The organism is Bacteroides sp. 44_46, from assembly GCF_001915465.1.
In the GTDB taxonomy this organism is placed as follows: domain Bacteria; phylum Bacteroidota; class Bacteroidia; order Bacteroidales; family Bacteroidaceae; genus Bacteroides; species Bacteroides clarus.
Window position 1 is genome coordinate 47,909 of record NZ_MNQO01000013.1, and the last position, 23,926, is coordinate 71,834.

Consider the following 23,926-nt stretch of genomic DNA (forward strand, 5'->3'; position numbering starts at 1 on the left):
ATTTCTAACGTAGAACCTTAGATTTATTTATTATGTACAAATTAAAAGAACTATTTTTAATGTTTATCCTTGCCTTTGTGAGTATGTCTGCATACGCGCAAAGTTTGACTGTTACTGGTAAGGTCATTGATGGCGATGGATATGAAGTAATTGGTGGCAGTGTAACTATTAAAGGAGCTGCTGGTGTAGGAACTGTTACAGATGTAAATGGTAACTATTCCTTGAAAGTAAATGATGCATCTAAAGATGTATTGGTCTTTTCGTATGTGGGAATGACTTCCCAGGAAGTGAAAGTTAACGGTAAAAATGTAATCAATGTAACATTGAAGGCTGATGCCGTAATGTTGGATGAAGTGGTTGCTATTGGTTATGCTACAGTAAAACGTAAAGATTTAACGGGTTCTGTCGCATCAGTTGGTAATCAGGAGATTGCAAAAGTTCCTGTTAGTGATGTAACTCAAGCCTTATCAGGACGTATGGCTGGTGTGCAAATTCAACAAACAGAAGGTGCTCCAGGATCTTCGGTTTCTATCCGTATTCGTGGTGGTATTTCTATTACTCAGAGTAATGAACCTCTTTATATCATCGATGGTTTTCCTAGCGAAGATGGTATGTCCACTCTTGATCCTGCTGAAATTGAGACTATTGACGTCTTGAAAGATGCATCTGCTACGGCTATATACGGTGCTCGAGGCGCTAATGGTGTTGTGGTAATTACAACTAAAAATGGTAGTAAATCCGGTGGTAAAGCAACTGTTACTTTTGATACTTATGTTGGGTTCAAAAAAATCGCTAAGAAGTTGGATGTACTTTCTCCATACGAGTTTGCCTTATTGGATTATGAACGTACACTTTATAAGATTGCAAAAGGTGATGGTGGCGATTTGAATAAGTGGAAAAGTATTTATGGAAACTATAGTGATCTTGAGGCAAATTATGCTGGTCGAAAAGGTATAAATTGGCAGGATGAAACGTTGGGACGTACAGCTTTAACACAAAATTATCGTGTGGGTGTATCTGGAAATACTGAAAAAATGCAGTATAGCTTGGCTTATGCTTACTATGATGAGGAAGGAGCTATGATGTATAGTGGTTCTAAGAAACACAATATCTCTTTCAATATGAACCATGAGGTAAGTAAATGGTTAACAGTGAATGCTCGTATTAGTTATGACCAAATGCGTGTTGAAGGTATGGGTACTTCTGAAGGTGGTGACCGTTTTAATAAAATGCAGCATATTTTGCAGTATCGCCCTACTATTGGTATTAATGGTGTGGATACGGATTTATTGGGTGATGAGGATCCTTTGTTTGCCGATGATAGTGGTAATGTAATGCAAAATCCGCTTTTATCAGCTGCAGAAGAAACCAAAGATAAAGAATGGCGTACATTCCAAGCAAATGCCGGTGCAACTGTTAAGTTATTAAAAGGTCTTACATTCCGTAATACAACAGGTATGCGCTATCAAACTCGTCGTAATGATGTTTTTTACGGTGACCAGTCTATGACTGCAAAACGCTCCAGTATCAATGGTAGCATTACGAATATTGAAAGTAGCAGCTTCCAAACTTCCAATGTGCTAACTTATAATTGGTATAATGATAAACATAATGTAACAGCTATGTTAGGTCATGAATATGTTACTAAATGGACTCGTAATTTCATGGCTGGTGCTAATAATTTCCCAAATGATGAAATCGGTTTAGGCGATTTGTCTTTAGGCACACCAATCACTCCGACATCTAGTGAAAATTACGATGACAAATTACTTTCTTTCTTTGCACGTGTGAATTATAATTTGATGGACAAATACTTGTTCACAGCTTCTGTACGCGCTGATGGTTCTTCTAAGTTTGGTAAGAATAACAAATGGGGTTATTTCCCTGCTTTTTCTGCTGCGTGGCGTTTAGGTGAAGAAGAATTTATTAAAGATTTGAATATATTTTCTGATTTGAAGTTCCGTATTGGTTATGGTTTGGCAGGAAATAATCGCATTGGTAGTTACTCTAGCTTGGCTATTATGTCATCTGTAACTTATCCTAATGGCAATAGTGCACAATCAGGATACGCTTCTAAGCAAGTTCCTAATCCTGATCTGAAATGGGAGGCTAACAAGACATTTAATGTCGGTTTGGATTTTGGCTTCTTTGATCAACGTTTAACTATATCTCCGGAATTTTATATTAATCGTAGTAGTAATTTGTTATTTGATGCTCGCCTGCCAAATTCTTCCGGTTATTCCTCTATGACTATTAATGCAGGTGAAACAGAAAATAAAGGTATTGATTTAACTATTAATTCTGTAAATATTACGAATAAAAACTTCTCTTGGAATACGACAGTTACTTTATCTCATAATAAAAATTCAGTAAAGCAGCTGACTGGTGAAAAGGTGCAACTTTATTTGGCGGATATGGGTGTAAAAGGCGCAGGTTCTTCACACAAAATTGGTGTTGGTGAGCCCTTAGGTCAGTTCTACGGATATATATCCGACGGTCTATATCAAGTTTCAGATTTTGATTATGATGCTGCATCTGGTAAATATACGTTAAAAGATGGTATTCCTTACCGTGGTGAAAAAAATAAGGTACAACCAGGTATGCTGAAATTTAAAAACATAGACGGTAGCGAGGATAATAAAATAACGGAAGATGATAAAACAGTGATTGGTAATGCATTTCCAAAATTCTATGGTGGTATTAATAATACTTTTACCTATAAAGATTTTGATTTGAGTATTTTCTTGACTTATAGTTTTGGAAATGACGTATTGAATGCAACTAAATTAACCAATACAAGAACAGCTTTGACTAATAAAAATGTGTTAGCTGCTGCTGATTGGAGTCATCGTTGGGTTACTATTAATAAGGAAACTGGTGATTTGATTACAAACCCGGAAGAGCTTGCGGCTATCAATCAAGGTAAAACAATCGCTTGTTTTGACGATAACGGTTCATCTGATAATGCAGTTATACATTCATGGGCGGTAGAAGATGGTTCTTACCTGAAATTGAGTAATATAACATTAGGCTATACATTCCCCAAAAAAATTATTAATAAGATAGGTTTATCTAAATTGCGTTTGTATGCTACTGGCAATAATCTGTTGACTTGGACTAAGTATACAGGGTTTGATCCGGAAGTATCTACTATGAGTGATGCTATGACACCAGGCGTCGATTTCGGCGCTTATCCTAGAAGCCGTTCCTTTGTGTTTGGTATTAATGTAGCATTTTAATGAATTCTAAAAATCGAAATACAATGAAGAAAAATAAATTAATATATGTGCTTGGTGCACTACTGAGTGTGGGGGCTATTTCGTGTGATTTAACAGAAAAACCTACTTCATTCTATGAAATGGATACCTATTTTACTACTGCAGATAAGGCTAAAATGGCTGTAATAGGTATTTATGATTGTCTTGCAGCAGAGGGCTCTTATGGACAATATGCTATGCCGTTTGCTTCTTCTGATGATATGTATATGGTTAGGGGTACGGCTACTGGTGACGGAACGCGTCGCGATATATCACATTATGCTCTTACCTCCTCTAATACTTGGATAGCTTCCGTATGGAATTATACCTATGAAGGGATAGATCGTGCAAATACAGCTATTTCTGGTATTGAAGGGATGCCGGGCTATGAAGATAGTGACGAGTTAAAAGAATTGGTTGCTCAAGCTCGTTTTCTTCGTGCTTTTTTAGCATTTGACCTTGTACGCTATTGGGGTGATGTACCTTTCAAAACGACAAGTACTGGCAGTTTTGGAGAAACTTCCCAACCTCGTACGGAACGGGAAAAGATATATGATCAGATTGTTATTGATTTGGACTTTGCCAAACAATATTTAAATCCTGGTAGTCAGGTCGCTTCTTCAGAGGTTCCTTGTCGTGGGGCTGCCCGTGCATTGCTAATGCGCGCTTATTTGCAACGTGCAGGATACAGTTTAGACCGTGCTACTCGCAAGCTTACTCGTCCAGATGATGCAACACGTCAAAAATATTTTGAGGCTGTTATTAAGGAATGGGAAGCGTTCAATACAGAGGGGTATCATGATTTTTATAGTGCTGGCTATGAAGAACTATTTAAGAATTACTCTAAACTTGTCTTGAATAACCAAGAGAGTTTGTGGGAAATAGCTTTTGAGCCTAATAATGGGCAGAAAGATAATGCGGGTTATTGGGCTACATATAATGGCCCGTTGGTAGATGCTCCAGATGCTGGTAGCGGAGCGGCAAATCAAACTCATATGGGACGTGCTAATGCTTTCTTTATAGTACTTCCCTATTGGGGACATTTTTACGAAGACAATGATGTACGTCGTGACGTAAACTTTGTTGATTATGTATATAGATGGGTGAAAAAGGATCAAGACCAAGTTAAAATGACCGTATGTCAAGAGATCTCAAAGAATATGTATCGTTATCCAGGTAAATGGCGTAGAGAGTGGATGGCACCGGGATTTGTTGATCCGAATCATACAGGGGTGAACTATTGTCCGTTACGTTATGCTGATGTTGTATTGATGGCAGCTGAGGCTTATAATGAAACAGGTAATACGCCGGAGGCTTGGAGATTATTAAATAGTGTACGTACTCGCTCCGAAGCAACCGCTATTACTTCGGCTAATTATGCAAGTCTAATGAAAGCCCCCAAAGTATATGATTTACCTTTCATCAGCGATGGGGATGAAGCTGGTAAGTTCCGTACAGCTCTTTATTGGGAACGTGCTTTTGAAACAGCTTATGAAGGCCAGCGTAAATTTGATTTAATTCGCTGGGGTATTTTGGGTGATGCATTACGTGCAGCTCAGGCATATATAGAGAACTGGGAAGAGGGTGCCGCAGAATTTAAAGATGTGGATAAAAACGGAAAACCGACGAAGTTGGAGGATGGCGCTACTCCTGCAGTATGGGATCCTGTTGTTTGGGCAACACAGAATTATGTTGCTGGTCATAACTTTGTGGATGGTAAGCATGAGCTTCTTCCGATACCTTTGGCTGAAATACAGTCCAATGCACAGTTGAATGGAGAAAATAATCCGGGATATGAATAAATAATAGGTATTATACTAGTTATAATTGCTGGAATAGCTTTATTCCACTAGCTTTTTGAATTCTGAAAGATGTTTCATAGGAGTTTTCTCCTATGCTAAACATCTTTCAGTCTTTAAGGACTAATATCTACTACAGCGTTTAGAATCTTTTGTATTGTATGAAAAAAATATTATTACTTGGTTATATTACTATTTTATATAGTTTTTTCGGGTGTTCTTCCAAGCAATCAAATGATAATTATGCTTGGTTAAAACACGCAATAGACGTATCTGCAGAACAGTTGCAATATACAGTGAATGATGTAGGCGATTCTATTTGCCTGCCTCGCTCTATTTGGACAAGTTATGGTGCAGAATTTCTGTGTGTACAGTTGGAAAAAAATCCAGTTACTTTTAAAGACTCTTTAAGGATAAAACCGGTCAAAGGGGATGTTGGTTCTCGCCGTTATTGCTTTTCCATTTATGATTGGACGAGTGGTTTCTTTCCTGGTAATTTATGGTATGCCTATCAGCTGACGGGCAGTGAAGTATTAAAAAAGAATGCTATTAAATTTACAAACTATTTATATCCGTTACGTGAATACAAAGGTACCCATGATATAGGTTTTATGATGAATTGCAGTTACGGTAACGCCAATCGTTTATGTCCGGCTGACAGCGTTCGCCAAGCTCTGATACAAACTGCCGATAATTTATGTGGTCGCTTTAATCCTGAGATAGGTTGTATTCGTTCATGGGATTTTGGAAAGTGGAATTTTCCTGTTATAATTGATAATATGATGAATTTAGACTTGCTGTTTTATGTTAGTCATCTCACTGGTGACGATAAATACAAGGAGCTTGCTTTGCGACATGCAAAAACAACAATGAAAAATCATTTTAGAGATGATTATTCATCTTATCATGTGGTCAGTTATAATGATAACGGAACGGTAGAGAAGAAATGTACACATCAAGGGCAGAATGATGCTTCTTCATGGGCACGTGGACAAGCATGGGGGGTATATGGTTATACGTCTTGTTACCGTGAATCAAGAGATGTACAATTTTTGCAACAAGCTAAAAATATAGCCGCACTAATCATGGAACGTGTAAAAACGGAAGATGCAATACCTTTGTGGGACTACGATGCACCTGACATACCTCAAACACCTCGTGACGCATCTGCCGCTTCTATAACCGCTTCTGCCTTGATAGAATTGAGTACATTGACCGACGATGGACAAATTTACTTTGATTATGCTGAGAAGCTGCTGAAGAATCTCTCGTCAGATACTTATTTGGCTAAGATAGGTACAAATCAAGGTTTTATACTGATGCATTCCACTGGTTCATTACCTAATGGTTCTGAAATAGATACACCGATTAATTATGCCGACTATTATTATTTGGAGGCATTACTTCGTTATATGCAAGTGAAAGGCATTGATTATAAGAATATTTAATCTTATTATTTATATATCATGAAAGTAATAAAATATGTTTTAAGTGCTCTCTTGCTGGCTGTTGCCATTATTGTAGATGCGCAACAACTCAGAAAAGAGTCTTTTGAACTTCTGAATTTGGATTATCCGGGTTTGGAGAAAGTGAAAACTGCTTGTTCTCAACAGAAATGGGATGAAGCTGCACAAGAGTTATTGAATTATTACCGCAGTCGTACAACTATCACACATCCGGATATTGATTTGAAGAATCTCACCATATCAAAGGAGGAGCAGAAATGGGCGGATGATGCCTTGGAGCATACTTTTTTTGTGCATAAAGGGTACCAGCCTTCATATAATTACGGTAAAGATATCAATTGGGAATATTGGCCTGTGAAAGACAATGAACTGCGCTGGCAGCTTCATCGTCATAAATGGTTTACTCCTATGGGTAAGGCTTATCGTATATCAGGTGATGAAAAATACGCAAAAGAATGGGCTTTTCAATATCTTGATTGGATTGAGAAAAATCCGTTAACTCAGGTTAAGAAGGAAGAGTTTGAATTAGTCAGTGCCGGTGAGATAAGAGACAATGCGGATAATGTTCGTTTCGCATGGAGACCGTTGGAAGTTAGTAACCGTTTGCAGGACCAAACCGGGCAATTCCTTTTGTTCTGTGCGTCGAAAGCGTTTACTCCGGAGTTCCTGACTGAATTCTTGGTTAATTATCATCGTCATGGTGAGTTTATTTTAGGTAATTATTCGGATGAAGGTAATCATCTGCTGTTTGAGGCGCAGCGTATGGTGTATGCCGGTGTTTTCTTTCCTGAATTTAAAGATGCTGCTACTTGGAGAGAAAGCGGGATTAATATTTTGAATCGTGAAATTAAGAAACAGGTATACAATGACGGCGGACAATATGAATTAGACCCTCATTACCATTTGGCTGCAATCAATATATTCTGTAAAGCTTTGCGTATGGCAGATTGCAATGGATTCCGTAACGAATTTCCGGCTGAGTATCTGGATACTATAAAAAGTATGATTGAGTTTTATACCAATATTTGTTTTCCGGACTATACCAATCCTTGTTTCAGTGATGCGAAATTAGGTGATTATAAGGCTGAGATTGCTAATTATCGTGATTGGCTTGCATTGTTCCCGGATAGTGAGTGGATACGTTACTATGCTACAGAAGGTCGTGAAGGTTCTATGTTACCTTATTTGTCTCATGGAGCGTTGACTTCCGGTTTCTTCACTTTCAGAAACGGTTGGAAAAAAGATGCGGCCGTAATGGTAGTTAAGGCGGGGCCCAAAGGTGAATGGCATTGCCAACCGGATAATGGTACTTTTGAATTTTGGTTTAACGGCAAGAATCTATTTCCGGACTCTGGTGCATATGTTTATGCAGGAGATGCTGAAGTCATGAAATTGCGTAATTGGTTCCGCCAGACACGTGTGCATAATACGTTGACGTTAGATGGCCGTAACTTTGAGACTACACAGTCTGTAACTAAATTATGGCAGCCGGAAGGAGATACGCAAATATTGGTTACGGAAAATCCTAGTTATAAAGACCTGAGGCATCGCCGTACTGTTTTCTTTGTCGATCAGACCTATTATGTTATAGTAGATGAGGCAATTGGTGATGCCAAGGGAACGGTTAATTTGAATTATCATTTCTGTGAGGGTACAGTAAATATTGATGTAAAGGAGAATGCGATAACTACGGCTTATGATGGGCCGAGTAACGTGAAATTACAGTGCTTCCCGGAAACAGAGGTATCTTTAAAAGAAGAGGAAGGTTGGCGCTCTACCGCTTACCGCCAGCGTGTACCTCGTACTTCTTTGTCTTTCAATGTAAACAAGAACAATGCAGAGGCTGTACGTTATATAACGATCATTTATCCGGTAAAAGATATTACTAAATATCCGACACTGACAGCGAAGTTCCAAAATAAAGGTTTTGACGAGAAAGGTGTAAAGGTTGAGGTTTCTGTCAACGGTACAGTACGCCAATTAATGTCTCAGTTAAAATAAACTACGATTATGAATCGACTATCATATACACTATTGCCCCTTACCGCCCTCGGGCTCTCGGCTTGTACTTCCCCAAAGACGGAGGTAAGTCGTCCTAACATTATCTTTATGATGACGGACGACCATACCACACAGGCGATGTCATGTTATGGCGGTCGTCTTATCCAAACTCCGAATATGGATAGGATAGCCAATGAGGGTATCCGTATGGATAACTGCTATGCAGTCAATGCGCTGTCAGGTCCCTCGCGCGCTTGTATTCTCACGGGTAAGTTCAGCCACATGAATGGCTTTACCGATAATGCGAGTACTTTCGATGGAAGTCAGCAAACCTTCCCGAAACTATTGCAGGCAGCAGGTTATCAGACATCAGTGATTGGTAAGTGGCATCTGATAACCGAACCGCAAGGGTTCGATTACTGGTGTATTCTGAGCGGACAGCATGAGCAGGGCGATTACTATAATCCCGACTTTATTGAAAACGGTAAGCATGTGGTGGAGCAAGGTTACGTGACCGACATAGTTACCGATAAAGCAATCGAGTATTTGGAACATCGGGACAAGAGTAAGCCTTTCTGCATGATGTATCATCAAAAAGCTCCCCATCGCAATTGGATGCCGGCGCCCCGTCATTTGGGGATGTTCAACAACACCACATTCCCGGAACCCGGCACGCTTTTCGATACATATGAAGGCAGAGGACGTGCCGCCAAAGAACAAGATATGTCGATTGAGCATACGTTGACTGATGACTGGGATTTGAAGTTGCTGACCCGTGAGGAAATGCTGAAAGACACTACCAACCGTCTTTATCAGGTATATAAGCGTATGCCGGCTGCCGTACAGGACAAATGGGATTTTGTCTATGCGCAACGCATTTCGGAGTATCGTAACGGAAACCTAAAAGGCAACGCGTTAATCAGCTGGAAATATCAGCAATACATGCGCGATTATTTGGCTACCGTAGTTGCTGTGGACGAGAATATCGGACGGTTACTCAATTATTTGGAAAGGACTGGCGAATTGGATAACACAATCATTGTCTATACCTCCGACCAGGGTTTCTTTTTAGGAGAGCATGGCTGGTTTGACAAGCGTTTCATGTATGAAGAGTGTCAGCGTATGCCGATGATTGTCCGATATCCCAAAGCAATCAAGGCGGGAAGCACATCGAATGCGATAGCTATGAACATAGACTTTGCTCCTACATTCCTGGATTTTGCAGGAGTAGAAATTCCGGATGATATTCAGGGAGAATCTTTGAAACCAGTTCTTACCAATGAGGGGAATGCGCCAGCTGATTGGCGGAAGGCAGCTTATTACCATTATTATGAATACCCTGCCGAACATTCGGTGAAACGCCATTATGGTATTCGTACGACTGATTTTAAATTGATTCATTTCTATAATGATGTGGATGAATGGGAAATGTATGATATGCAGAATGATCCGCACGAGTTGAATAATCTATACGGTAATCCTGAATATACTGCTAAACAAGCCGAACTTATGCTGTTACTGAAAGAAGTGCAGGAACAATATAAGGACAATGACCCTGATGAGAGGATAACGGAATTGTTTAAAGGTGACAGGCGTTTTATGGAGAATCGGTGAAAAATAGAGGATTCTTTGCCCGAACTTGATATTTAACAGGAGAATACTTATATTTGCTACCAATCATTCATAAAATATATCTATGGACAATAAATTTGTAGTAAATATAGGTCGCCAGTTGGGTAGTGGCGGACGAGAAATCGGAGAGAAGCTGGCTGTTCGCTTGGGCATTGATTTTTATGATAAGGAACTGATTAACCTTGCTTCCGAAGAAAGCGGATTGTGCAGGGAATTCTTTGAGAAAGCGGATGAAAAGGCTTCACAGGGAATTATAGGTGGTTTGTTTGGTATGCGTTTTCCGTTCATAAGTGACGGAGCCATGCCTGCAACCAATTGCTTGAGCAACGATGCATTGTTTAAGGTGCAAAGTGATGTGATACGGAAGCTTGCTTCCGAGAAGTCCTGTTTGTTCGTAGGGCGTTGCGCCGATTACATCTTGCGGGATAATCCGCGTTGTGTCAATATCTTTATTTCCGCATCGCGCGAAGATCGGATAGCCCGTTTATGCTGTCTGCACTCTATTTCGGAGAACGCGGCAGAGGAGAAAATGAATAAAGCGGATAAGCGGCGTGCGGAATATTATAACTATTATAGTTATAAGACTTGGGGAGCGGCTGCTACCTATCATCTTTGTATTGATTCATCCGTATTGGGTATTGACGAAACGGTCAGCTATATAGAAGAGTTCATAAGGAAGAAACTGAAACTGTAGTTTGCGAGTTCGTTGGAATGGGAATATATCATCACATAAAAAAGCCCTCTGAATAAGCTCAATAATCATTTTAAATAAAATCGGGGAGAAATTTACTATAATCCTACTAAAATTATAGTAAATTTCTCCCCGATTTTATTTATAGCTTGAAAGCGCTCCTTGAACTAATCTTTACATCATTGCCAGTAATATCATTTGTCCCGCCAGAATACGCAGGAACATCGTTAACGGATAAACCGTAGAGTAACCTACTGACGGCGCATCGTTACCCGATGCCTGATTGGAATATGCCAGTGCGGGCGGATCGGTATTACTGCCGGCAATCAGACCCATTAACGTGAAGTAATTGACCTTGCAATAAAGTCGGGCAATAATGCCGATTATCAGTAACGGAATGGTGGTAATCAGGAAACCATAACCCACATAAGACAAACCGCTTCCTTCCACTACTGTTTGTACAAAATGCTCTCCCGCCTCTATTCCCACGCTGGCAAGGAACAGTACGATACCTATCTCACGCAGCATTAAGTTGGCGCTCATGGTGGTATATGTTACAAGATGAAGTTTGTGCCCGAAGCGTCCGATAAGGATGGCCACTACCAGCGGACCGCCTGCCAGACCTAATTTCACCGGAGTTGGCATGCCGGGGAATGCAATAGGCAGGCTGCCCAATAAGATACCCAGGAATATACCTACGAAAATTGTAACGATATTCGGCGTATCCAGACGTTTCAGCTGATTACCCAATACGCCGGCTACACGCTCTACGGCATCTTGTTGCCCTACAACCATTACGCGGTCACCCACTTGGAGTACCAGATTAGGATCGGCAAATAAGTCCATACCCGAACGGTTGATACGTGTTACGTTTACACCGTACATACTGCGGAAGTGCATGCTTCCCAGTTTCTTTCCGTTGATTTCCGACTTGGTAACCAAGATACGGCGTGAAACCATGGGAGTATCCTGCTTCTCCCAGTCTACTTGGATTTCCTTACCGATAAAGGCTGTTACGGCTTCGGCATCTTCCTCGGAACATACGATGAACAACTGGTCACCGATGTGGAATTCCGTGTCTTGGTTCGGGATGCTGACATGCCCTTCGTGACGAATGCGGGAGCATACGAAAGAACGTCCCAGGAAGTCTTTCACCTGAATCAGCTTTTTACCGTCGATAGCTTCATTACGCACTTCCAGATGCAGCATATGCGGCATGTGTTTCATATCGGTTTCTTGCGTATTGAGTTGCTCTTCTTCCTTTTTCAGATTGATGCGGCAGATATAACGTACGGCGATAATAGCGCCGATGATACCCACTACGCCGAGCGGATAGGCGCAAGCATATCCCAATGCAATAGGATCACCTGTATAGTTCAGCTGGTTCAGCGCTTCTTGGGCGGCACCCAAACCGGGAGTATTGGTCACGGCACCGTACAGAATACCTACTATCATCGGAAGGTCTATATTACCGTCAATGAAGTAAATACTCAATGCGACAACGATATTCAGTGCCACAATGCCTACGGCAAGCATGTTTAGCGTCATACCCCCTTTCTTGAAAGAGGAGAAGAACGACGGCCCCACTTGCAGACCGATACAGAATACAAATAAAATCAAACCGAATTCTCGGATGAAATGCAAAATGTGTGTTTCACCTGTAAATCCGAAATGCCCCATCAGAATACCGGTAAAGAGTACAAACGTCACTCCCAGCGATACTCCGAAAACTTTAATCTTGCCCAACAGTACCCCTACGGATATAACGAATGCGTATAAGCAGACGATATGCGCAACGGATGTCGGGTCCCAAAGAAGACTTTCTAACCAGTTCATAGTACCTTATTATATATTGCTTTAAAAATTTTGCGCAAAATTACTTAATAAAGGGGAGGTAACAAAAGGTTTGCCTTTCTTTTTGTAATACCAACTTTGCAAAAGCGTGGGGTATGCGGGGAATATGTCTTGAATAAAGATGAACATAGTGCTATCAGTAAGTGCAATTTTCTCTAAAAAGCCTTTTTGTTTTAAGTATTTCCTTATATTTGCAAGTCTCTTGATGACAAAATGAATACTATTCATCTATTTTAATTTTAAATAAACTATGGCAGACAGTAAAGAAAAACTCTTCTCGGACTTTTCTCCGGTTTCTACGGAACAGTGGATGGAGAAAGTAACCGCAGACTTAAAAGGTGCGGACTTTGAGAAAAAGCTCGTTTGGAGGACGAATGAAGGATTCAAAGTGAAACCTTTCTATCGCATGGAAGACCTCGAAGGTTTGAAGACCACAAATGCTCTTCCCGGTGAGTTCCCGTACCTTAGAGGTACAAAGAAAAACAACAATGAGTGGTTCGTTCGCCAGGAAATAAAGGTGGAATGTCCTAAAGAAGCCAATGCCAAGGCATTGGATATCCTGAATAAGGGCATCGATTCACTCTCTTTCCACGTGAAAGCCAAAGAACTGAGTGCGGAGTATATCGAGACTTTGCTGAAAGACATCTGCGCGGAATGTGTGGAATTGAACTTCTCCACCTGCCAGGGACATGTGGTGGAGTTGGCGGAACTTTTGGTCGCTTATTTCCAAAAGAAAGACTATGATCTTACGAAGTTGCAGGGTTCTATCAACTACGATTATTTCAACAAGATGCTGGCTAAGGGTAAAGAGAAAGGTGATATGGTAGCTACTGCCAAAGCCTTAATTGAAGCTACTTCCGTTCTTCCGAAATATCGCGTGCTGAATGTAAATGCGCTGACACTCAACAATGCGGGTGCATATATCTATCAGGAATTGGGCTATGCGTTGGCTTGGGGTAATGAATACATGAACCAATTGACCGATGCCGGACTGCCGGCAGCTCTGGTAGCCAAGAAGATTAAGTTTAATTTCGGTATCAGTTCCAATTATTTCCTTGAAATCGCAAAATTCCGTGCAGCCCGTATGTTGTGGGCCAATATCGTAGCTTCTTATAATCCGGAATGTCTGCGCGATTGCGAAAACAAAGGCGAACACAATGAATGTCGCTGTGCTGCCAAAATGAGAATACATGCGGAAACCTCGACTTTCAACCTCACTTTGTTCGATGCACATGTAAATTTGTTGCGTACGCAGACTGAGGCTATGAGCGCTGCTCTTGCGGGCGTTGACTCTATGACAGTGGTTCCGTTCGATAAGACGTATGCCGCTCCCGATGAATTCTCGGAACGTCTGGCGCGCAACCAACAGTTGCTGTTGAAAGAGGAATCTCACTTTGACAAGGTGATTGACCCTGCTGCCGGTTCTTATTACATCGAGAATCTGACCGTGGCTATTGCCAAGCAAGCTTGGGAACTGTTCCTTGCAGTGGAAGAAGAGAGTGGTTTCTATGCCTCTGTAAAATCCGGTAAGGTACAGGCAGCCGTGAACGAAAGCAATACGGTTCGTCATGCGGCTGTTGCCAAGCGTAAGGAAGTGTTGTTGGGTACTAACCAGTTCCCGAACTTCAACGAAAAGGCGGGCGACAAGAAACCTTTGGAAGCCTCTTGTTGCTGTGGCGGACACAGCACTTGCGAAAAGGATGTTCCTTCACTGAACTTCGACCGTGCCGCCAGCGAATTTGAAGCATTGCGTCTGGAAACGGAAGCTTCGGGCAAGCGTCCTAAGGCGTTTATGCTGACTATCGGTAACTTGGCAATGCGCCAGGCACGTGCTCAATATTCTTGTAACTTCCTGGCTTGCGCCGGATATGAAGTTGTTGACAACCTCGGTTTCCCGACCGTAGAGGAGGGTGTGGAAGCTGCGATGGAAGCTAAAGCCGATATTGTGGTTCTCTGTTCGAGCGATGATGAATATGCGGAATATGCCGTTCCTGCTTTCAAAGCTTTGAATGGTCGCGCTATGTTCATTGTTGCCGGTGCTCCTACCTGCATGGACGAGCTGAAAGCGGCAGGCATCGAGAACTTTATCCATGTTCGTGTCAACGTTCTGGAAACATTAAAGGAATTCAACAAGATATTAATCAAGAATTAAGAATGAAAAATGAAGAATAGGCTGAGCATTTATTCCGCATGGTAATTCTTCATTCGTCATTCTTTGTTCATCATTTTTAAGAAGATGAGAAAAGATTTTAAAAACTTAGATATATATGCCGCTTTTCAGCCTGCCAATGGCGCTGAGTGGCAAAAGGCTAACGGCATCAAAGCCGACTGGAAAACTCCGGAACACATTGAAGTGAAGCCTGTTTACACCAAAGAAGACCTCGAAGGTATGGAACACCTCAACTATGCGGCAGGTATTCCGCCTTATCTGCGCGGTCCGTATTCTGTAATGTATACCTTGCGTCCATGGACTATCCGTCAGTATGCCGGATTTTCTACTGCCGAGGAGTCCAATGCGTTCTATCGCCGTAATCTGGCTTCCGGACAGAAAGGTCTGTCCGTTGCATTCGACTTGGCTACCCACCGTGGCTACGATCCCGACCACGAGCGTGTAGTTGGTGATGTTGGTAAGGCAGGTGTATCTATTTGTTCACTGGAAAACATGAAGGTACTTTTCGACGGTATTCCTTTGAACAAGATGTCTGTGTCTATGACTATGAACGGCGCGGTACTTCCGATTATGGCATTCTACATCAATGCCGGTCTGGAACAGGGCGCTAAGCTGGAAGAAATGGCGGGTACTATCCAAAATGATATCCTGAAAGAATTCATGGTGCGTAACACTTATATCTATCCGCCTGCATTCTCTATGAAGATTATCTCCGATATCTTTGAATATACATCTCAGAAGATGCCTAAGTTCAACTCTATCTCTATCTCCGGTTATCATATGCAGGAAGCCGGTGCTACGGCGGATATCGAGTTGGCCTATACACTGGCTGACGGTCTGGAATATCTTCGTGCGGGTGTTGCCGCCGGTATTGATATTGATGCGTTCGCGCCTCGTCTGTCATTCTTCTGGGCTATCGGTACCAACCACTTTATGGAAATCGCCAAGATGCGTGCCGCGCGTATGTTGTGGGCTAAGATTGTGAAGCAATTCAATCCGAAGAACCCGAAATCACTGGCCTTGCGTACACACTCCCAGACTTCCGGTTGGTCACTGACCGAGCAAGACCCGTTCAATAACGTAGGCCGTACCTGTATTGAGGCTATGGCTGCCGCTTTGGGACATACACAGTCTCTGCATACCAATGCTTTGGATGAGGCTATCGCCTTGCCTACCGATTTCTCCGCGCGTATCGCACGTAATACGCAGATTTATATTCAGGAAGAAACTTATATCTGCAAGAATGTCGACCCATGGGGCGGTTCTTACTATGTAGAGTCTCTGACCAATGAACTGGCGCACAAGGCTTGGGAATTGATTCAGGAAGTGGAAAAACTGGGCGGTATGGCGAAGGCTATCGAAACCGGTATTCCCAAGATGCGTATCGAAGAGGCTGCCGCACGTACGCAAGCCCGTATAGACAGTGGTTCACAGACTATTGTAGGTGTAAATAAGTATCGTTTGGAGAAAGAAGCCCCCATCGATATTCTTGAGATTGATAATACGGCTGTTCGCCAGGAGCAGATTCAGAACCTGAAGACATTGAAGGAAGGTCGCGATGAAGCTGCTGTTCAGAAAGCGCTCGAAGCCATTACCAAATGTGTGGAAACGAAAGAAGGCAATCTGTTGGAATTGGCAGTGGAAGCTGCACGTGTTCGTGCCACATTGGGTGAGATTTCGTATGCTTGCGAAAAAGTTGTAGGACGTTATAAAGCAGTAATTAGAACTATTTCAGGCGTGTATTCATCAGAAAGTAAAAATGACAGCGACTTCCACAAAGCGTGTGAGTTGGCTGAGAAGTTTGCGAAGAAAGAGGGGCGTCAACCTCGTATCATGGTAGCTAAAATGGGACAGGACGGTCACGACCGTGGCGCCAAAGTGGTAGCGACCGGATATGCGGACTGCGGTTTCGACGTGGATATGGGACCGTTGTTCCAGACTCCTGCCGAAGCGGCTCGTGAAGCTGTGGAAAATGACGTTCACGTAGTGGGTGTTTCTTCATTGGCTGCCGGACACAAGACACTGGTTCCGCAGATTATTGAAGAACTCAAGAAGTTGGGACGTGAGGATATTGTAGTTATCGCAGGTGGTGTGATTCCCGCGCAGGACTATGATTTCCTCTATAAAGCAGGTGTAGCCGCTATATTCGGCCCCGGAACTCCGGTAGCGAAGGCTGCTTGCCAGATTCTTGAAATCTTATTGGATGAGGAATAATCCGTAAAAGGAAATGTTAAAAAAGGACGGAATGCTTTTGCATATCCGTCCTTTTTTCTTAATCTGTGTTATAAAACATACTTTTTTTCTTGGATAATTTGCAAATTTCTCAATTGTCCGTATCTTTGCAATGTGTTTTTCATAGTATTAGATTTAAGGTTAACAAAGGTTGGAGTACAGCGGTACTCCTTTTTTTATGCCCGTACGTTACGTATGGAGCAAAATCAGAGTTTCTTCACCATCAGTTTGCTTTCACCGGTAGTTTGTTGCGATAATATTGTAAAACGGATACGCGTAAGTTTTTTCTGGCTCCATGAGTGAATTAATTTAGGATCAGTCAATTCGATGATATCTGCTTCGGGCGATAAAAGCTTTTTATTGTATTCCAGTTTGAATTTACCGGCTTCTCCTGTCAGGATGATGTTCTTGTCGTTGTCAATCTCAACTTCGTTGCAAGTCATCAGGCTTAATATGCTTGGTTTTTCGTAGGCTGCCAATTCCCATCTGTCGGTGATTGTGAAATCCTTTTTTCTGTGCAATGTATAGTTGCGGGTCCAGCTTTTCACGTTTGCTTCCTGCGGATAAGCCCGGGCTATGTCTATCTGATAAGATATGGTTTTGGCTGTGGCTTTGTATTGTTGATTGTACGCCGCAAACTCTCTGCCGTTCTTTTGTGCTGTTCCGTTAATGAGAGGCAGGTTATGATAATCGGATTGCATGGTCCATATCGTATATCGTTCCGGTCCGAAGGTCTGTCGGGTATATGTTCCCACACCTACATCTATAAGTAACGGTTTGGAATTGTAGTAAAGAATGCACGAACCTACATCGTTATGATTATGGCTCTCCTGATTATTCCCGCCTTTTGCAGCGAAAAAGAAGCCGTCACTTTTTCCTTCGGTATCACGCGCTACACAAATTTGGGTATCTTTAAACCAGTAACTGCCAATCAGCGGCTCGCCTTGCGGATAGTTGATAATGTCTTTGTACATAAAGAGTTCATCTAAGGCGGAAGCGAAATAGCCGTTTACCCCATTCTTGAAACTTTGGTTTTGTCGTGCCATCAATGAGGCGAATTTCATCATTGCCGGGTCTCCTATCAGTTTACCATACTGATATAGAATACCGGGACTTGGGCTTACTATGGGTGCGGAGTCGGCGAAGTTGACAAAATAATTACCGCCGATGTGTACCCGGTAGATGTATTGCGCCATATTGCGCAGGAGCGGGGAGCTGAATATGTTCACTTTATTTCCGGTTACTTTAGCCAATAAATCCAAAAACTTCAAGGCATAGCCGGATGCTCCGCTCCAATAGGTGGGACCTTCGTCACACGCACCGTCTTCATGATACATGCTGAAAAAGAAGTCTGTAGATTTCATCAGCTTCCACACTCCCTGTTGGATACGTTCCGGGCTCCTTTCTATCAGCATCAGTGCTTGCAGTACATTGTAGTTAACCCATGGATTCCAGTTATTGACTTGCTGGCCGCCGAATCCCATCCACCAATAATCATCCCGTGCGAAGTAAGGATTTATTAGGTTTTTATTGACTTCCTCTACAATTCGTTCATTGATGAGAGGGCTTGTTTTATCGAATTCGTCTTTCAGGAAATAGTAGGTCCATGCCATTTGTGCGCCGATGTCGGCTACTACCAATTCAATGGTCGGTTCATTCCGGTCGGGAAGTCCGGAGCGGTCTTTCTGAAAACCGAGGTGTGCCGAGTGTATCCAAGAGGTTTCGCACAGAAACCACACGCCGTCTATGATAGCATCCATAAATCTTCCTTGTCCCTCTACCAATTCAGCGATGGTAAGGGCTTGCAAGGCTTTGTGGTTGGCACGTCCGGTACGGATTTCACCGGTACGTTTAAAAGCAAGGTAGTCGGAAGCGAGGTCGGGTTTCCATTCGTGTTTCAAGGCTTGTTCTCCGTTTTTGATGATAATCTTTCTGATTTCCGGGTCCACTTTCTCTTGCCAGGACTTACGGTCGGTATACTTAGGATAATCCACCCAGCTTTGGTGGTAGAGGATGGCGGTTCCTAAGTCTTCATAAGAAATGGTTTGCTCAAGAAGATGTCTTTCTGTAGCGTTGGCGGAAAAACCGGTACAGATAATTGTGATAAGTAATGAACCTGTCAATAACAGACTTTTTATTTTTGACATTTGCAGTATGTATTAGATGCGTTTATAAATAGAGAATAAGGATAAACGATTATCCCCGTTCGTCAAAGTTAATAAAAAACAACCTTTTACCTAACTTTTATCCCTTGTTTTGTAAATCTATGTATCTTTTCAGCGCTTCCAGGTAGTAGTAGTCTGCATAATTCAACGGTACATCGATTTCGGAACCGTGCGGTAACGAACCGGTGGAGTGCATCAGTACATAGCCTTGGTTACTGCCTTTTGCCGACAGGTAATCAGGACTTGAGAGATTTTTCAGAATCGTTTCCGCATAGTCAAAATATTTCTTTCCGTCAGGTATAAATGTACTGAGTTCCAAAAATGCTGATGCGGTGACGGCGGCAGCCGATGCGTCACGCGGAGTCTTTTCACCTGCCGGAGCGTCATAATCCCAGTAAGGAATAAGGTCGTCTGTCTTTACACGTTCCATAATCATGCCGGCGATATGAACAGCTTCCTGTAAGAAAGCGGTATCTTGAGTTTCACGATAACAAGAAGTGTAGCCGTATACTCCCCATGCTTGTCCGCGCGACCAAGCTGACTCTGCATTTTTACCCTGATGCGTTTGTTTGATTTCCACACTTCCGTCGTTGTTGTAGCTGACTACGTGGTAGGAAGTATAGTCGGGACGGAAATGATTTTTCATGGTGGTTTGCGCATGCTTTACAGCCACATTCTTATATTTTTCGTTTCCTGTCAACTTGGATACGTTGAACAGCAAGTCCAGATTCATCATGTTGTCGATGATTACGGGGAAGTTCCATGCTCCGAAATCCCATGAACGGATACAACCGATCTCCGGATTGAAACGAGCGCATAAATTATCCGCCGTTTCCACGAGTACGGCTTTAATGGTATCGTTGGGAGCGAGGCGGAGAGCATTGCCGTAACTGCAATTCATCATAAAACCTATATCATGGGTACCTTTCAGCTCACGTATCGGATTCAGTATATTAGTGTATTCGACAGCACGTTTCTTCAATTCCTCGTCTCCGGTCATTTCATAAGCGTACCAAAGGCTACCGGGGAAGAAACCGCTGGTCCAGTCGGAAATTCCGCAAAGATGTCTTTGTCCTAATTGCAAGGCTGCCGGATTAGGACGCAAAGAGTCGATATACGCTTTGTTTTCACGTTGTAGCTGTGCGTCGAGGAAATTTACATCATAACCGGAGTATATGGAGCGTGGCAACTTGTTTGTTCCGGAGAGTTCTTCGGCGGTTAATTTCAATTGATAGGAAGCGGCATCGAGTGCGTTGCTTATCCAGGCTTCTTTCTGAACCGGAGTGTTTTTGCAACCGGTCAGACCGATGAGTAGGGCGGTTGCAAATAACAGAGAGTTTCTTTTCATGTTATTAAGCTTTTAGTTATTTTCGTTCGTTGACAAAAATATGGATATTTAGGAAATATCTTGTACAAGATTGTTGAAAGGAACTTTGGCGCAGTTTAAAGGTGTATCACTTTTGTCGAATGCTGTTTTAATTCTGTATTTTCTTAAACGGAAGTATTACTTTTACCCTGTAAAACGGTAAAAATAATACTTCCGAATCAGATTTATTGTAAGTTATTTCTTCTTCAGACTTTTGACCTGAAAGTTTGTAAATAACGTGTGATTTTCCAATAAGCGGAGTCCGAAATGTCCGTCTCCTTCATTGTTTTTTATGGTTAACCGGAATAATTCCTCACCATTGATACGATATGTAGTGATTCCTTTTTCCACACGGATTTGGATGTCGTACCATTTATTCGGGAATAATAAATGCGATTTATCCGTATATTCTTTGATAACAGGGCGGGCTATTGCATCACTGGTATCCGCTGCTTTGGCAAAGTATTGGCGGAAGCGGGTGGTGGAGTTATGGTTTCCACCATATCCTACATAGAACAAACTTAACGTTTTATAGTGTTGAAAAATGCCGTTTCTCCATTCGCTGCGTGCAAAAAGATTGCCGGGGTGTTCCGGGTCGTTGGCACCCCAAAAACAGTTCAAGTCACTAAGGCGGTCATACTTGCCGCCTTGCATCAACATTTTCACACGATAACTGATTTCGTAATCACTTGTAAGGCGTTGGTTATACCATAAGGTAAGGCCTTTGGGGGCTGTAATTTCTAATGTGTCGCCCGATACGATGATTTTCACTTCGCCTGAGTGGTCTTCGATTGTCCAGTTCTTTAAAGCGATTTGCGCTTGAACCATAAGCGGAAGTAACATCAGTATGCTTCCTGATACGAGTTTGTGTAAGGTGTTTCTTGTCATACGGTTATTTTTTAGCTTGTTGTAATCCGAAGAAGTTTTGTCCTTTCCCGTCAACAGGACTAATCATAGGAATGTTTCCCCCTGCGGTAGTCAGGACAACGGTTTCTCCTTTCTTTAAGTCTAATGAGTATTCCCCTTGGCCTATTGGAGTAAGCGTTACATTACCTGCTTTGACAATCGGGTTCACCATATCCGTACGTAAGATGCAAGGTTCTCCTGCGAGACTTTTGATGCGAATACCGGTTGTCTTTCCCTCTTTTCGGCTGGCGGATACGAGAAATGCGCCTTCTGTCCTTAAATTCTGGAACTGCACATCTCCCCATCGGGAAGGTATGGCAGGGAATACGCGTATCTTTCCGCCCCAGCTTTGTAACAACATATCGTGTATGCACTGTGCACCGGACAACGGTGTCTCAATAACCGGACCGCTTTCCATATACATGGTATTGGGACGCAGGGTACGGGCAAACAAACCGTTCAGCTTTTCCAAAGCCTTGTCTCCTTCACCAAATGCGGCATATAGCGAAGAGGCTCCGGTATAGGTATATCCGAGGATGTTACCCGGCAGGCTATGCCAATGTTCCACAGATTTTTCCATAAGTTCTTTACTGCCGTTTTGCTCGGCATTCAGCAAGTAAAGCGGATAGAACATCAACAGATGTGAGTAATGGCGGTGTGAACGGCTGAAAGGCACATCTTTGCCTATCATCATGCCGTTTGCGTCTTGCGGATAGTCGGTCAGCTTCTCTATAACTTGCTTCCAGCGAGGTATCAGTTCATCGTCAATGGATAGAATTTTAGTTGTTTCAAGCAGCGTATTACATCCCCAGCGTAATAACGCAATGTCATAATTGCAATCTTCAGCGATACCATATTCAGGAGAAAAGGTTCTTTGCAAATGTAGTTTTTCTTGTTTATCTTCTTTCAGGAAGGGGAGATAGAAATTAATGGCGCGTCTCAGTGTTGGGAATATAGTATTTCTCAATATCGATTCGTCCATACTGAAACGGTATTGCAACCAAAGGTTGTGACAAATCCACGGCAGGTTTCCTACTTGGGCTTTCTTTTCCGTACCGGGAATATTCACGGTTTCTCCTATCAGATTGAAATCGGTAGCGACAGGCAGTGCTGCGGCATCTTTCCGGTAAGCTTCGGGAACATTGTTTATCAGATTGTTCAGATTGCTGCCGATTGCATTGACCAGCGGCATTCCCAATTCCAGACGGTTGGAAGCATATACAGACCAATAACTCAGTTGTACATTCAAGTTCCACCATGCATTAGGCCAGGGAGTCAGCACTTGCCAGGGGCCGCTGTTATCCAGCAGACCGCCGCCAATGCGTGTTGCGGATGCAAGTTTGTACATTTGCGCCCAATAGAAATTCTCCATTTTCTTATCGGGAAGACTTACGAAACTTTGCGGATAGTAATTATGCCACCAGTCCCGGTGTGCTTTTTGAAGAATGGGCAAATCGGTTGTTTGCAGACTTGCCAATGCTGTTTCTACTTTTTGTAATGCATCTGTTTCCGGATATGAGTGTGCGTTACTTATAAGAAGGATACTTGTATTATTTTTTCTTATTTCTTTCCAAGCAGTGGCTGTACCGCCGCCGGCCAGTAAAGGCTGCCAACAATAGTTCACTCCGTTACGTACGGATAACTGTGACGCCGGATTCGATACGTATCCTTTTTTCAGGTGTTTCTTGTTATTTCTTTGGATGGCGTTCAATTGCCTTGGAGAGTCTGTATTTTCCGGATAGAATTTCCATGTGAAATCCTTCTCACCTTCCGTAGCTTCAGCTTCGACAACGATATAAGGGCTTTCGGAAGTGACGTAAGCTTTCAGTTTTATTTCTCCCAAGGTAGTACGGATGCATCCGGTAGTTTCTGCATTCCATAAATCCAGTCTCATATCCCCGGATTTTATTTCTCCTGCAGGATGCAAGAGGAAGTAGCCGATAAGCAACCGGCATCTTCCGTAGACACCTCTATCATTTGTGCGATGGTCATGCACCATGCTGTTACCGACATCTACCCGTATAGCATTTTTACCGGGTTCTTTACAGATATAGGTTCCCATACTGCCGTTGCCCATAAAAGGAGCCTCGTACCAAGTTTGAGGCAGGCGAGTCCAAATCATGTCTTGCTGAGACATAAAATTTTTCCAATCTATCTGGCAGAAACAGCTGGCTGTTATGTACCATGCTACAATAGAGAATAATAGAAATCTTTTCATGTGTTATAATTTTTTTAATCTTTTTATGGTATGTTTCTTTCTCTTGTAGCAAAGGTAAGTGATTATTTGTGAAATAAGGTTTGATAATGTCGAAAGGTCTTACATTATACTTTGACGTATGCGTAAATTTGTTTGAAGAACTTTTGATTTTGTCCAAATCTCTTCGTTT

At 42.3% G+C, this 23,926-nt stretch carries 14 protein-coding genes; 8 read left to right on the plus strand and 6 right to left on the minus strand.

Annotation, left to right across the window (positions count from 1 at the left end):
- Nucleotides 1–32 precede the first annotated feature (32 nt).
- From BHV73_RS05525 to BHV73_RS05550, 6 genes are all read left to right on the plus strand, one after another.
- Complete coding sequence (locus BHV73_RS05525) at nucleotides 33–3,239, plus strand: SusC/RagA family TonB-linked outer membrane protein (RefSeq protein ID WP_087425560.1); 3,207 nt, start codon at nucleotides 33–35, stop codon at nucleotides 3,237–3,239.
- A 23-nt stretch (nucleotides 3,240–3,262) separates the two neighbouring features.
- Complete coding sequence (locus tag BHV73_RS05530) at nucleotides 3,263–5,059, plus strand: RagB/SusD family nutrient uptake outer membrane protein (RefSeq protein ID WP_370762164.1); 1,797 nt, start codon at nucleotides 3,263–3,265, stop codon at nucleotides 5,057–5,059.
- A gap of 158 nt (nucleotides 5,060–5,217) precedes the next feature.
- Nucleotides 5,218–6,504: a DUF4995 domain-containing protein gene (locus tag BHV73_RS05535; protein ID WP_118047511.1), complete on the plus strand. Its 1,287-nt coding sequence runs from the start codon at nucleotides 5,218–5,220 to the stop codon at nucleotides 6,502–6,504.
- Nucleotides 6,505–6,522: 18 nt separating this feature from the next.
- The gene (gene hepC / locus BHV73_RS05540; protein WP_255379492.1) at nucleotides 6,523–8,523 is read left to right on the plus strand and encodes a heparin-sulfate lyase HepC; all 2,001 of its coding nucleotides are present in this window, start codon (nucleotides 6,523–6,525) and stop codon (nucleotides 8,521–8,523) included.
- A 9-nt stretch (nucleotides 8,524–8,532) separates the two neighbouring features.
- Nucleotides 8,533–10,137: a sulfatase family protein gene (locus tag BHV73_RS05545; protein ID WP_286737337.1), complete on the plus strand. Its 1,605-nt coding sequence runs from the start codon at nucleotides 8,533–8,535 to the stop codon at nucleotides 10,135–10,137.
- A gap of 82 nt (nucleotides 10,138–10,219) precedes the next feature.
- Entirely contained in the window at nucleotides 10,220–10,849 is a 630-nt protein-coding gene (locus BHV73_RS05550) for a cytidylate kinase-like family protein (protein WP_286737338.1), read from the plus strand.
- A 171-nt stretch (nucleotides 10,850–11,020) separates the two neighbouring features.
- Here BHV73_RS05550 and BHV73_RS05555 read toward each other — a convergent pair whose 3' ends face one another.
- Both BHV73_RS05555 and BHV73_RS05560 read right to left on the minus strand, forming a co-directional pair.
- The gene (locus BHV73_RS05555; protein WP_009123124.1) at nucleotides 11,021–12,682 is read right to left on the minus strand and encodes a putative transporter; all 1,662 of its coding nucleotides are present in this window, start codon (nucleotides 12,680–12,682) and stop codon (nucleotides 11,021–11,023) included.
- A 21-nt stretch (nucleotides 12,683–12,703) separates the two neighbouring features.
- The gene (locus BHV73_RS05560; RefSeq protein WP_281960322.1) at nucleotides 12,704–12,928 is read right to left on the minus strand and encodes a hypothetical protein; all 225 of its coding nucleotides are present in this window, start codon (nucleotides 12,926–12,928) and stop codon (nucleotides 12,704–12,706) included.
- A 22-nt stretch (nucleotides 12,929–12,950) separates the two neighbouring features.
- On the opposite strand from BHV73_RS05560, the gene mutA reads away from it, so the two are divergent.
- Both mutA and scpA read left to right on the plus strand, forming a co-directional pair.
- On the plus strand, nucleotides 12,951–14,852 hold the full coding sequence (mutA, locus tag BHV73_RS05565) for a methylmalonyl-CoA mutase small subunit (RefSeq protein WP_286737340.1): 1,902 nt from the start codon (nucleotides 12,951–12,953) through the stop codon (nucleotides 14,850–14,852).
- Nucleotides 14,853–14,936: 84 nt separating this feature from the next.
- The gene (gene scpA / locus BHV73_RS05570; RefSeq protein WP_009123127.1) at nucleotides 14,937–17,084 is read left to right on the plus strand and encodes a methylmalonyl-CoA mutase; all 2,148 of its coding nucleotides are present in this window, start codon (nucleotides 14,937–14,939) and stop codon (nucleotides 17,082–17,084) included.
- 224 nt (nucleotides 17,085–17,308) lie between these two features.
- On the opposite strand, the gene BHV73_RS05575 is transcribed toward scpA, so the two are convergent.
- The 4 genes from BHV73_RS05575 to BHV73_RS05590 all read right to left on the minus strand — a co-directional run bounded on the left by BHV73_RS05575 (nucleotide 17,309) and on the right by BHV73_RS05590 (nucleotide 23,757).
- Nucleotides 17,309–19,249, minus strand: a complete 1,941-nt coding sequence (locus tag BHV73_RS05575) for a heparinase II/III domain-containing protein (protein WP_118468011.1) — start codon at nucleotides 19,247–19,249, stop codon at nucleotides 17,309–17,311.
- Nucleotides 19,250–19,346: 97 nt separating this feature from the next.
- Entirely contained in the window at nucleotides 19,347–20,615 is a 1,269-nt protein-coding gene (locus BHV73_RS05580; RefSeq protein WP_009123129.1) for a DUF4995 domain-containing protein, read from the minus strand.
- Between the two features lie 213 nt (nucleotides 20,616–20,828).
- A complete protein-coding gene (locus tag BHV73_RS05585; RefSeq protein ID WP_039951099.1) occupies nucleotides 20,829–21,521 on the minus strand; it encodes a DUF6250 domain-containing protein in 693 nt (230 codons plus the stop codon).
- A 4-nt stretch (nucleotides 21,522–21,525) separates the two neighbouring features.
- Entirely contained in the window at nucleotides 21,526–23,757 is a 2,232-nt protein-coding gene (locus BHV73_RS05590) for a glycosyl hydrolase family 95 catalytic domain-containing protein (RefSeq protein ID WP_009123131.1), read from the minus strand.
- Nucleotides 23,758–23,926: the final 169 nt, after the last annotated feature.